The sequence below is a fragment of the Pseudarthrobacter sp. TE9888 genome (assembly GCF_056279345.1).
Window position 1 is genome coordinate 410,004 of the sequence record NZ_JBWBRD010000002.1, and the last position, 12,363, is coordinate 422,366.

Annotated in this window: 9 protein-coding genes; 6 read left to right on the plus strand and 3 right to left on the minus strand. The window is 66.1% G+C overall.

Features of this window, described 5'->3' with window-relative positions; translation table 11 throughout:
* Nucleotides 1-124: 124 nt before the first annotated feature.
* From ACZ9J7_RS02490 to ACZ9J7_RS02510, 5 genes are all read left to right on the plus strand, one after another.
* Nucleotides 125-586 carry an Lrp/AsnC family transcriptional regulator gene (locus ACZ9J7_RS02490; RefSeq protein WP_188570390.1) on the plus strand — a complete coding sequence of 154 codons (462 nt, stop codon included), beginning with the start codon at nucleotides 125-127 and terminating at the stop codon, nucleotides 584-586.
* 370 nt (nucleotides 587-956) lie between these two features.
* On the plus strand, nucleotides 957-1,409 hold the full coding sequence (locus ACZ9J7_RS02495) for a hypothetical protein (protein WP_476206734.1): 453 nt from the start codon (nucleotides 957-959) through the stop codon (nucleotides 1,407-1,409).
* A gap of 77 nt (nucleotides 1,410-1,486) precedes the next feature.
* The gene (locus tag ACZ9J7_RS02500; RefSeq protein ID WP_476206736.1) at nucleotides 1,487-2,623 is read left to right on the plus strand and encodes a COG1470 family protein; all 1,137 of its coding nucleotides are present in this window, start codon (nucleotides 1,487-1,489) and stop codon (nucleotides 2,621-2,623) included.
* A gap of 1 nt (nucleotide 2,624) precedes the next feature.
* Nucleotides 2,625-3,113 carry a hypothetical protein gene (locus ACZ9J7_RS02505; RefSeq protein ID WP_476206737.1) on the plus strand — a complete coding sequence of 163 codons (489 nt, stop codon included), beginning with the start codon at nucleotides 2,625-2,627 and terminating at the stop codon, nucleotides 3,111-3,113.
* A complete protein-coding gene (locus ACZ9J7_RS02510; RefSeq protein WP_476206739.1) occupies nucleotides 3,110-5,224 on the plus strand; it encodes an OmpL47-type beta-barrel domain-containing protein in 2,115 nt (704 codons plus the stop codon). The genes ACZ9J7_RS02505 and ACZ9J7_RS02510 overlap by 4 nt, the downstream gene beginning before the upstream one ends.
* A 183-nt stretch (nucleotides 5,225-5,407) precedes the next feature.
* Here the strand turns inward: ACZ9J7_RS02510 and ACZ9J7_RS02515 are convergent, their stop codons facing one another.
* A complete protein-coding gene (locus tag ACZ9J7_RS02515; protein ID WP_476206741.1) occupies nucleotides 5,408-7,630 on the minus strand; it encodes a transglycosylase domain-containing protein in 2,223 nt (740 codons plus the stop codon).
* Between the two features lie 301 nt (nucleotides 7,631-7,931).
* On the opposite strand from ACZ9J7_RS02515, the gene ACZ9J7_RS02520 reads away from it, so the two are divergent.
* Complete coding sequence (locus tag ACZ9J7_RS02520; protein WP_476206743.1) at nucleotides 7,932-9,197, plus strand: S1C family serine protease; 1,266 nt, start codon at nucleotides 7,932-7,934, stop codon at nucleotides 9,195-9,197.
* Nucleotides 9,198-9,211: 14 nt separating this feature from the next.
* Here the strand turns inward: ACZ9J7_RS02520 and ACZ9J7_RS02525 are convergent, their stop codons facing one another.
* Together ACZ9J7_RS02525 and ACZ9J7_RS02530 are read right to left on the minus strand one after the other, a co-directional pair.
* A complete protein-coding gene (locus tag ACZ9J7_RS02525; protein ID WP_476206745.1) occupies nucleotides 9,212-11,626 on the minus strand; it encodes a hypothetical protein in 2,415 nt (804 codons plus the stop codon).
* A gap of 6 nt (nucleotides 11,627-11,632) precedes the next feature.
* Nucleotides 11,633-12,286, minus strand: a complete 654-nt coding sequence (locus ACZ9J7_RS02530; protein ID WP_476206747.1) for a peptidoglycan-binding protein — start codon at nucleotides 12,284-12,286, stop codon at nucleotides 11,633-11,635.
* Nucleotides 12,287-12,363: the final 77 nt, after the last annotated feature.

The window sequence follows — 12,363 nt, forward strand, 5'->3', positions numbered from 1 at the left end:
ATTGTCCTGACGCCGGTTTCGTATCTACTGGATAGCCAAATCGTGGAGAACCTGCTCCCACGGCCCTATTATGGGAGACGATTTGTAACTGTGACGTGGATTACCGACGGGGGCTGTGGACAAAATGCCGGGCAAGGATGCTGCTGCTGAGGTTCCGCTGGACGAGATCGACCGCCGCATCATTGCCGAGCTCACCCGCGACGGCCGGATGTCCGTCACCCAGGTGGCCGAAAACGTGCACATCTCACGGGCCCACGCCTACTCCCGGATTGCCCGGCTGACCGGCGACGGGGTGCTGACCCGGTTCACGGCGCTGGTGGATCCCATCAAGGCGGGGCTGAAATCCTCCGCCTACGTCACCCTGAAGCTGAAGCAGGACTCCTGGCGCGAACTCCGCGACCAGCTGGGCGCTATCCCCGAGGTGCACCACATTGCCTTGGTGGGTGGCGACTTCGACGTGATCCTGCTGGTCCGGGCCGTGGACAACATCGACCTGCGCCGGGTCATCTTCGACCAGCTCCAGTCCATGCCGGGCGTGCTCGATACGCAGACGTTCCTGGTGTTCGAGGACGTGGATACGCGCTAGGAGACTTCCGCGCCGAGGGCAGTGCTTATTCCGGAAATTGATGTTCCAGGTACTCAAGATTTCCTCAATGTGAGCGCTCCACGGCAGTACCCGAAGCCAGCGGGGACGACTACTTGGGTTGCCCCTTTTCGCCTTGAGTCTTCACGGTGCGCGGAGAAACTTCCACGGCAACGCAACGCGTAGAACGCAGGTAGTGGCAGCGCTTACCGAGTACCGGGCTTCTTGAGGTTCCAGAAACTCGGGTACCGGTACCTGTTGTTGCGCCTATTTGGCTCCGGCAAATATTGGGTCATCGATCCACCGGAAGGCACCTGGATGGAGCCACCAATGGGGGAACGGGTTCTCAATCACACATTCAAGGAGCTTCTCCATGCGCAAGATGACCAAGAAGAACAAGATCGCCGCTGTTGCCCTGTCCGCGACGCTGCTGGCAGCCGGCGGCGGCGCCGCATACGCCTACTGGAGCACCAGCGGTTCGGGTGGCGGTTCTGCCACTGCTTCGTCCGGCACCACGACGTCCACTATCGCGATCACTGCAACCTTTGCGGACGGTCTGACGCCTGGCGCCACTGAGGACATCACCTACACCGCAACCAACCCGAACTCCTCAAGCACCACGGTGACCCTGGACAAGGCCGTGGTCAGCGCTGACAACGGGTGTGACGCCACCTGGTTCACTGCCTCAGTGCCGACCAACACCACGAGTATCGCCGCCGGAGCCACCCAGACACTTGGTACGGGCAAGTTGGTGTTCGCGGACACTGCCGGCAATCAGGATCTCTGCAAAGGCGCCAAGATCACCGTAGCGGTCACCAGCCACTAACTAAGCGAGCGGGCCGGGGGCGGTGCGAATCCGCCCCCGGCTTGCCGTCATTTGCACCGAAGAAAGAGGGGCACAGGGTGCACGAGCAGGATGGGCATGCGCGGCGTCGCAGGCGGATCGGAATCAAGGCAGCGTTGGTGGCGCTGGTGCTGCTGCTGGTCGGTGCCGGATCGCTGATCGCCGCGGCCAACAATCCAAAGCCGGGGATTACGGTGCAGGTCTCGCCCGCGAGCCAGTCCGTCCAACAGGGCCAGCAGGCGTCCTACACGGTGTCACTGACCTCCACCGGCGGATTCAGTGGGGCCGTAAACCTGACCGCCGCGGGACTTCCGGCCGGCGCAAGCGGTGCGTTCTCGCCGTCGTCCGTCACCCTCAACTCCGGCAGCACCGCAACGGCCACCCTGAACGCCACCACCGCCGCGACGACGCCGGCGGGCACCAGCTCAATCACCATTACCGCGGCAAGCGGCAAGGTCTCCGGCAGCGCAACAGCAAGCCTCACGGTGAACTACAAAATCTCCAGCTCCTTCTCGATGACTGCCACCCCGGACTCCGTGAGCATCCCGCCAGGGGCAACCGCGGTCTACACGCTGCAGCTCAGCCGCACCAACCTCAGCGGACCCATCAACTTCAGCGTCCTGGGCGGCCTGCCGGCCGGAGCCACCGCATCGTTCTCGCCCAACCCGGCTACCGGAGACTCCACCACCCTCCAGGTGGTCACCACCAACTCCTCGCCCACCGGAACTTCCAGCCTCTACCTGGTGGGCACCGGCAAGGACTCTTCCGGGAAAGCGCAGTACGCCTACGCGAACGTGCAACTGGTCCTGGACTCCACCATCAAACAGTTCGGTATCTCCGGGAACGTCCCCGGCACCCTGTCCCCCGGTACGTCGGCCGGACTGAACCTGCAGATCAGCAACCCCATCAACAAGCCGCTGTCGCTGACCAACCTTTCGGTCGCCGTCGCAGGCGTCACCAGGAGCGCGGGCGCGGTGGCAGCCAACCTGCCCTGCACACCGGCCGACTTCACCGTCACCCAGTACAGCGGCCCCTACCCACTGGCAGTGCCCGCCACTGGCGGTTCCCTCCAGGGGCTCAACGTCGCACAGACCGCGTGGCCGCGGGTGGGAATGCTGGACACGTCCACCAACCAGGACGGCTGCAAAGGCGCCACCCTCCAGCTCAGCTACTCAGGATCAGGACAGGGGAACTGAGATGACACCCACAAGAAGCCGGGGGCTCAAGGCAGCTGCCCTCGCCGGACTCCTCGTGACCGCCGGCGCCGGAACGGCCTACGCCTTCTGGAGCGGCACGGGCGCCGGGAGCGGATCGGCAGCCGCAGGCACCATGCAGGCCGTCACCGTGGACGCCCTCGTCGAAAGCGACAACCCCAAGGCGGCCCTCTACCCTGGCGGCAGTGCCGACGTCGTCCTCCGCCTGACCAACCCCAACCCGTATGCGGTACAGGTCTACAGCGTCACCGGCAACGGGCCTGTCACAGCGGACACCGCGCACCTCGGATGCACCACTACGGGCGTCATCTTCACCGGCACTGCCGCACCTCTCGCCCCCGCAACCTACGTTGCCGCGAACTCGTCAGCACTCATTACCCTCCCCGGAGCGGCCACCATGGATACCACCTCGCTCGCCGCCTGCCAGGGCGCAACATTCAGCGTTCCAGTGACGGCGGAGGTCCGCAAATGAGCCTCGCCGTCCGTAACGCAGCACTCTTCTTTGGCCGCCGCCCGTCCCGCAGGCTCGCTTGGATCATTACCGCGGTCCTGCTCCTGCTCGGCTCGGGCACCGCCGCCTACGCGTTCTGGGCCTCCACCACCAGCAGCAGCAACGCAGCGGCCGCAGCCGACGCCCTGACGCCGGGCTCCAAGCCGGCCGTCAGCGCCAACGGCGCCGCACTCTCGGTCACCTGGGCCAGCGGCACCACCGTCAACGGCCGGGCCGCCACCGGCTACACGGTGGCCCGCTACCCAGCAGCCACCGGCGGGGCCGCCACCCCGGCCACCGGCGGCTGCGCGGGGACCGTCACCACCCTCACCTGCACGGAGCAGAACGTCCCGGGCGGCACCTGGTACTACACCGTCACCCCGGCCATCGCGCTGTGGACCGGCGCCGAGAGCCCGCGCAGCAACGGCATCAGCAGCGATGCCACCCCGCCCACTGCTTTTGCTTCCGTTTCGCCCACGCCCAACGCTGCCGGCTGGAACAACACCAGCCCTGTCACCGTGACGCTCACGGCCGACGACGGCACCAACGGTTCCGGCGTCGCCTCCATTAAGTACGCGGTCGACGGCGGCGCGCAGCAGACGGTGAGCGGCTCCGTCGCCGCCGTCCCGGTGGCAGGAGACGGGACGCACACGGTGTCCTACTTCGCGACGGACAAGGTGGGCAACGCCGGAACGGCGCAGAGCCAGACGGTCAAGATCGATACCCAGGCGCCGGGGGCTCCTGGACTGTCCGTACCGCAGTTTGTGAACCTGGCGACGGTTTCCGGAGTGACCGTCAGCGGGACCGCTGAGGCGAATGCGACGATCACCCTCACGGCCACTGACGCAGGGGCCGCGCACACCGCACCCGCTGCAACGCCCACCGCGGACAGCACAGGCAAATGGACGGCCACCCTGAACCTCAGCAGCCTGAACGAGGGAACCGTGACGTTCTCGGCAACGGCAACGGATGCCGCGGGCAACACAGGCCCAGCCAGGACCGCCACGAGCATCAAGGACATCTCGGCCCCTGCTGCCGCTACGGCCCTGAAAGTCCCGACGTTTATCAATGCCGCCACCGCCCCGTCCATCAACGTTTCGGGCAACGCGGAAGCCGGGGCGACCGTATCTGTTTCGGCCATGAGCCCAGGGTCCCCCGCCGCAGTTACGGGCACCGCCATTGCCAGCAATGGCGCCTGGTCGCTGAACCTGGACCTCAGGTCCCTCAAGGATGACACCGTGACCTACACGGTCACGGTTATCGATGCAGCGGGCAACACCAGCAGCCCCGCCACAACGTCGGACACCAAAGACACCGTCGCGCCCACCCCCACCATCACTGCCCCGTTGTTTGCCAGCGGCAGCAGCAAGGTAACCGGCACCACGGAGGCTGGAACCGTCGTAAGCGTCACCGTCAGGGATTCCGCATTCAAACCAGTGACAGCCCAAGTGACGCCCACGGGGACGTCGTGGTCGACAACTGTGGACATCTCAACTTTGGCTGATGGCGCCCTAACCTACACGGCGGCAACTACCGATGCAGCAGGAAACCCGGGTACGGCCACCGCTTCCGGCAACACCATCAAGGACACCACTCCCCCAACTGTCATGGGAGTCAAGCTGGCCAATGGTGGTTCGACCAATACCAGCAAGGCCTCTGCTGATGCCGGCGACACCGTCACCATCACATTCTCGAAGAAGCTGGATCAAACCACGGTGTGCTCCAACTGGACGACCCCTCCGTCCGGAACCGCGACAATCACCGATAAAGGCAGCGACGATTCACTGGCCTTCTCGTTCAGCGGTTGCAGCCTCGGTACGGTCACGCTGGGCGGGGATTACCTGAATGGCAGCCCAGCCTCGTTCGGGGCAAAGGGAACTCCGTCCACCCTTACGTGGGACGGTACAAATAACGCACTGACCATTACGTTCGGAAATGCGCCCAATGGAAGCTCGGGTGCGGGTGTGCTCAATGTCGGAGTCGTTCCCGGAAAGCCTGGCTACACCCCGGGAACAGGACTCACGGACTTGGCCGGAAACGCGCTGGGGACAGCACCGTTCGCTTCCTTGACAACATCGGGTTTTGCGCCCTGACCTTTGTTCACATCCAGGGCCGGCCTGCAGTTCGACGACTGCAGGCCGGCCCTTCGTATATGGAGCGCAGCTTCCCTTGGCCATGTCATCGATCCGCGTAGGGGGTTGCGACCCGCAGACTCCACCGCGACCCCCGGATAGCCGGTGCGTCAAAGATTCTGCGTGTCGAAAACGGAATCCGCGTCACTTGCCCTTGGATGGCGTCGGCTGCGAGGCAGTTCCGGGGGCGCTGATCAGGTTCTGCGGCGGCGCATCGAAATTGCCGTGGTCGTACAGCCCCACCGCACTTTGCATGTACTGCGCCCATTGCGGCCCGGCGATGAATGCACCGTCCACTGCCGGGTAGAACTTGCCGTTGACGGTGATGTTGCGGCCCAACCGGGTCGGGCCGCCGTTGAAGGGGTCGCCGAAGAAGGACGCCGTCGCCAGGCCCTTCGTGTAGCCAACCACCCAGGTCTGGTTGTTGTACTCGTTGGTTCCGGTCTTGGCGGCATCAGGAACCCCCAGCTTTTGCGGGATCAGAAGGCCGGAGCCCTTGGTGAGGACGTCCTGGAGGACGTTGGTGACGGCCTTGGCGACGTCCGGTTTCAGGGCGTCGGCCTGGCAGGAAGACGTTTGGCCGCCGATCTTGTTGCCCTGGGAATCGTCAACCTCGGTGATGGACATCGGCGCGCAGTAGGTCCCGTTGGCGTCGAACGTGGCGAAGGCGTTGGCCATGGTCAGCGGAGCGACGTTCTGGCTTCCGAGGATGTTGCCCAGGGTCGAGAGGTCGATTTTTTCGCCACCTCCGCTGCCCAGGTGGAGGCCGATGGCATCGCCGGCACGCTGGACATCGCAGAAATCGTTAAGTCCGGCGAGCGAAGCGAACGTGGCAGTGTTGATCGACTGGTAAATGCCTTCCCTGACGGTCATGGGCCGGTACCAGTTGGGCTCATCGTTTTGCAGGTCCGAGGATTGCGGAACTGTGCTGTCGAACCAGCCGTGCACCGGCTGGCAGGTGGTCTTCCACGGGTAGTAGATGCCATAGCGGCGCTTGGAAGCGTCCACAACCTGGTTGGTCGATTTGCCCTCGCCCAGCCAGGCGGCCAGGGTCACCGGCTTCATGGTTGATCCGGGCTGCATGCCTCCCACACCGCCGAGGCTGTTCCCTGCAGCATCGCCGCTGTCCACGTTGAAGTTGTAGTCGGAGACAAACCCGGCACCCTGGTCCGGCAGTTTCCGTGAATTCTGCGCCATGGACAGGACCTTGCCGGTGCCCGGTTCGATGGTCACCAGGGAGGCGCCCCACTTGTCCGGATTTGCACCGGCCGTGGCGTCCACCTGCGCCTGGGCCGGTCCCTGCAGGCGCGGATCCAGTGTGGTCTTGATGGTCAGGCCGCCAGCCATGATCTTCTGGTCCCGCTCGTCCAGGGTGGCGCCATAGGCCGGGTCGTTCTCGATCTGGTGCAGGACGTAGTCGCAGAAATACTGTGCCTGGGATGCGTAGGCGCAGCCCTGCTTCGGCGGGTTGACCTTGAGTTGGATGGGAGTGCCGACAGCGTCGTCATGTTGCTGCTGGTCGATGTAGCCGTGTTGCAGCATGGCGTCGAGCACCAGGTCCCGACGGCCCTTGGCCGCCTCAGGGTGCACGGTCGGATCGTAAAGTGACGGGCCGTTGACCAGCCCGGCGAGCAGCGCCCCCTGGGGCAGGGTGAGGTCCTTGGCATCAACAGAGAAGAAGTACTGGCTCGCCGCCTGGATGCCGTACGCGTTGGCGTTAAAGCCGACGACGTTCAGGTACCCGGCGAGGATCTGGTCCTTCGAGTACTTCTCCTCCAGGCCGATGGCGAGCTTCATCTCCTGGATCTTCTGGTTCACGCCCTTTTGCCCGTTGAGCACCACCTGGGCGTCCTTGCCCTGGGCAATGAGGTTCTCGTTGAGCATGTTCGTTACGTACTGCTGGGTCAGCGTGGACGCGCCCTGGTGGCCGCCGGCGGCGTCGACCGCCAGCGCCCGGAAGATGCCCTCAGGATCAATGCCGCCGTGCTGGTAGAACCGGTAGTCCTCGACCGCCACGATCGCGTTCTTGATGTTGGGCGACATCTGGTCGAGCGGGATCCGGGTCCGGTTCTCGTCGAAAAGCGTCGCGATCAGCGAACCGTCCGCCGCCAGGACACGCGTCATCTGCGCGGGCGGCGCGGAGAACACATCATTGGGGAGGTCGGTGGTCAGTGCGGCGGAGCCACCTGACACTGCCGTCTCGGTCAGCGCTGCTGCGGGTACCATCAACCCGGCGACCAGGGCGCCACAGAGGGCACTGACACCGATGAAACCCAGGAACCAGCCAATGGTAATTCCCGTGGCGCGGAACACGTTCCTGCTCCGGGGTGCGGTCGGGGAAGTTCGGAACGGGACTCGCTCGGGCATTCGTGTCTCCGGATCTTCTTCCTTGCCGGCAACCATACGTTTTTACCCTACTCTCCAGAATCCGCGCCCTGCGGACCTGCCCCCGCAACCACGCGGGAGTGCGGAAGAACTCATAGCGTTTTCCCAGCAAAGGCCGTTGCGGAACAGTTGCCCAGAGCGAGGTGGGCACCCAACAGGGGTAGCCTCCGCCCCAGGTTAGGTAGTGGATGTGCTTGTGGCCCGGACCTCAGCGTGGTTAGCGTGAGGCTACTGGACCGGTAACTGGGGCTGGACAGGGACCACCTTGGGGGAAGGAAGCCCGATGTTCGCAGCCTCGCGCCGGATTGTCCGCTTTGCACCGGCGGTTGCCGTCCTGCTCCTCGCCACAGCATGCCAGCCGCCCCAGGCCGCACCCAGCACTTCCTCTCCGCCTTCCACGTCCGCGACCGTCGCCGCGCCGTCGTCTTCTACCGCGGCCGCCGTGCCCACTGCGTCAGCATCGCCTTCGCTGACACCAACCCCGTCTCCGACGGCACCAAAAGACTGGGCGGAGACGGTGAAACTGGTCAGGTCAGGGGTGGCCCGCGTTGCCGTAACCCTCTGCGATGGCGGCGGCGTGGGCACCGGTTTCCTGGTGGGCGATGACCTGATCATGACGGCGGCCCACGTGGCAAAGAACGAGGCCGCCATCAACGTTTCGGTGAACGGCCAGTTCACGTCGGCGGCGGTCCTGGGGATCAATGACAACCTTGACCTGGCCCTGCTGCGGACGCCCACGCCACTGAGCGGGTACAAGTTCCGGCTCGCTCCCGACCTTCCCTCCCAGGGCGTTGAGGTGGCAGCGCTTGGTTTCCCCCTGGACCGGGGACTTGCCTTCACTTCCGGCCGCGTCAGCGCTTTGGACCAGGAAGTCAGCCTCCCCGCCGGAAGGGTCCGCGGCCTCATCCAGACAGACACGGCCATTAACCCGGGCAACAGCGGCGGACCGCTGCTCCTCATGGACGGCAGCGTCGTCGGAGTGGTCAGTTCGAAGCGGGCCTGGGTTTTGGGCACCCGTGACGAGAACGATTACGGCGCCGAGGGCGTGGGCTACGCCGCCCCGGCACCGTCGGCCGCCGCGGCGCTGACGGACTGGGGCCGCCGCAGCACACCGGTGCCCCAGGCCAGCTGCGACAACCAGGCGCAGACCTCCAGCAGCGACATCATCACCACCAACCATTCGGACCACGAGCAGGCACCCAAAGTCATCCAAAGCCTGCTCACCCATGGACAGGCCATCAACCGGGCGGCCTACGACACCGCCTTTGCCGTCCTGACGCCCGAACTGCAGGCCAGCGAAGGCGGACTGGCCAAGTGGAGTTCCGGGCTGGGAACGTCCTTCTGGCGCGCCCTGACCGTCAACACCATCAGCGGCTCCGGCAACGAGCTGACGGCAGATGTCGTCCTCCGCACCGAGCAGGCCGCTGCCGACGGTCCCGGCGGCCAAACGTGCTCCGACTGGGGACTCCGTTACCGAATGTCCTGGGACGGAAGCATTTGGCGGATGGCGGCAGCGTCCACTCCCGCAGGGCCGCCCAAAGCCTGCTGACCGCCCAATACCCTTCAGCCTGCGCTGGAGGTGGGCGCCGGAACAGGCGTCGAGCCGTACTCGGCGTCAGGAGTGGGCACAACGGACGACGTCGGCTGCGGCACTTCCGTGTATTGCCCCGCCGGCGCGGTGGCACCGGACGTCGGGGCTGGGTTGGGATCACCGGCAGGGACCGTCCCCGGACTGGACGGTTCCATGACGGCCCTGGACGATGAGGGACCTGGGCTGGGATCTGCCGAAACAGTCGGCGCCGGGGCGGAGGCCGGGGTCACCGAAGCACCCCTGACGACGGCCGTGATTTGTTCCTTGAACCCGTTGAGCGCGGCCTGGATATCGGAAAGCGGTACGTCGCGGATGTTTCTCCCGTATTCGGCGATCTGGGCCCACAGCGCTTCCAGCTGTTGCTTGCTGTCACCGTCCAGCGGACCATCAAGGGTCAGGACCAGCTGGCTGGCCAAGGCGTAGGTGAGGCAGTCCAGGCAGTTGTAGTTGGCCGCCGCGGAAAGGTTCTGCGGCACGATCACGTCCGCCTGCCCCACGACCAGCACCACTTGGAACCCCACGGCCACCGCTGCGCAGCCCGCGCAGTTGGCGAAGGCATAGGCCTCGTTGGTGGTGGTGACGGGCTGGCCATCGTCGGCCCATACGAGGGCGAACGCCACGCTGTACTGGACGGAGCCGTCGGTGGTGTTGACGGCGAGCGCCTGGTTCCCGTCACCCTCGGGAGCAGCCGGCCGGTCGAACGGGAACACCCAGGACGGCGCCGCAGCGGAGGAACCGCGGCCGGCAGATGGAGCGGCGGAGGAACCCTCCGGTACCAGCACCATGCTCAGCTGCGGGTTATCACGGGTGGGTTTGGCCGTGCCGGCAGGCCACAGCGCAACGGTTCGTCCCGCCGCGCCCTGCCGCAACGCCCCGCCGTCGTGCGTGGGAAGGATCGCCCGGGCGGCATCCCCCACCGTTCCGCGCTCGTAGGCCTGCACCGGGCGGTACGTCCCGGCGTCGGGCCACCATGCCCACGCGAGTCCCGCCAGGAGGACCCCCACGGCACTCATGGCCACGATCCGCTGGGCAAGTTTGCCGCGGGTCTTCTGCCACAAGCCGGTGACCAACTGCCGCAACAGCCGCACCACGATATACAGCACGCCGAGCACCGGGACGGCCACCACAAGAATGGCCAGGGCCCGCACGGTCACGCCCAGGGCGTCGCCCGAGGACAGGCTCGCTGCCAGCGCCTCCTGCTGTTTGCCCACGCTGGCCCACCCGGTGGCCAACAGCCGCGGCAGGGACAGCACCATCATCACCATGCTGAACAGCAGCACCGGCACCGTGACCAGGACCCAGATGGTCACCACGGCCCGCGCCCACGGTTTCAACACCCTGCTTTCCGGGTTTCCCCACCGCCACGGAAGGATCCCCAGTAGGGTTGGCTTGATCCGCTGGAAGAGGTCCGGGACACCGGTGGCGTCGGCCAGGATGTGGTAGCCGTCGTATTTCACCAGCGGGATCAGTTGCCGGACCATCTGCAGGATCTGGGTGACCACCACCAGCAGGAGCGCGTCGAAGCCGGTGGCCCACCACAGGCCCATGATGGCCACCGCCACGATGGCATTGAAATATAGTCCGCCCAGGTCGGTGCGGATCCTGCCGCCGCGGCCCAGCCGGTAGGAATCCGTGACGTCAGTGAAGAACGCGGGCCACAGCAGGTACAGCCCGGCCCCCATGGCTCCGGGCGTCGCCCCGCCCTTGCGGGTGGCAGCGGCGTGGCCGAATTCGTGGAACCCGGCGGAGAGGATGGTGACTGCGAGGATCAGCAGCAGGAGGGCCGGCTGTTCGAAGGCCTCATGGGTGGCGGAGCCCAGGCCCTTCACCATGAGCACCCACCAGCATGCGGCCAGGAACGCGGCCGTCACGGCCACCACCAGCAGCGGGTGGAACAGCACGGCGAACGGGGCGGTGATCCTGCGCGTGCGCTCCGGATCGGACACGATGTAGCGGAACCGCAGGCCCAGCAGCGGGTTGGATTTCCTGACCTCGGGCTGGCTGCCGTCGGCGAGCCGGAGCAGGCCCATCGGCAGCAGCTGGGAGTCCATCAGCGTGCGGACGTTGTCCGCGCTGACCAGGCGCCCTGAGCCGTCGCTGACGTGCCGGGCGATGGCCTCCAGGTCGCGCGTCCCGTCGGCTCCCTCCAGCACCAGGTACAGGAGCCGGGTCAGCTGGAGGGTCTGCCCATCGCCGCGGCGCACCAAGGACGGCGGCTCCCGGTAGCCGGAGCCTTCCGCCGGCCCAAGCAGCTGCACGCCGTCGGCCAGCGCAGGAAGGTGGGCTCCCGCCGTCGTGATGGTCCGGCCCGGCGGATCCTGGGAAAGGCCGGCGCCCGACGACGGCGGGCCCGCCTGGGCAGGCGGGCCGCCTTGGGTCTGGGTCATCTTGGCTTACTGCTGCAGGTCGGACTGCTGGCCGGCCGTGGCGTTGGCGGCTCCGTCGATGTGCTGGGAGATGGTGGCGCTCTGGTCCGAGATCGCGTATGCCTGGCTGTCGATGGAGCCAATGTTGGCGGCGACGGCCGCGTCGATGGGGGCTGCGACGTTGGCGTTCGCGGCGACGGCACCGTTGATGGGGGCGGCGATGGCGGCGTCCGCATCGAGGTTCACGTCGACGTTCAACAGGTTGCCGTTCAGCGCACCCGCTGCGTCTGTGACGCCACCGGTGCTTGTGGGCGCAGGTGCTGTTCCGGTGGTCCCATCCGTGGTTCCGGCGGTGCCCGTGTCGGTGGTGCCGTCGCCCTGGCCGATTACGCTGTCCTGGGCGGAGTTGGCATTGGCGTCGGCCACGATGCCCTGGTCAATCGCCGCGTCTTGGCTGGACAAGGCCTGCGCGTCGGAGCCATAGGACAGGATGTTGGCTGACGCGGCGGCGTCAATCGGCGCGGCCACGTTCGCATTGGCGGCGACGGCCAGGTCGATCGGGGCTGCAGCATTGATCCCCAGGTCCAGGTCCGCGTTCAGGTCCAGGACGGATGCTACTTCCTTGTCCGGCAGGGCTGTGGCCTGTTCGGACATCAGTTCTTCGTCGGTGAGAGGACGCATTTCGTTGTCCATGCTTGTGAGACCTCCAGTGCGGCGCGGGTGCTCTGCCCCCAGCGGGCAGCCCACGCCCACCAATA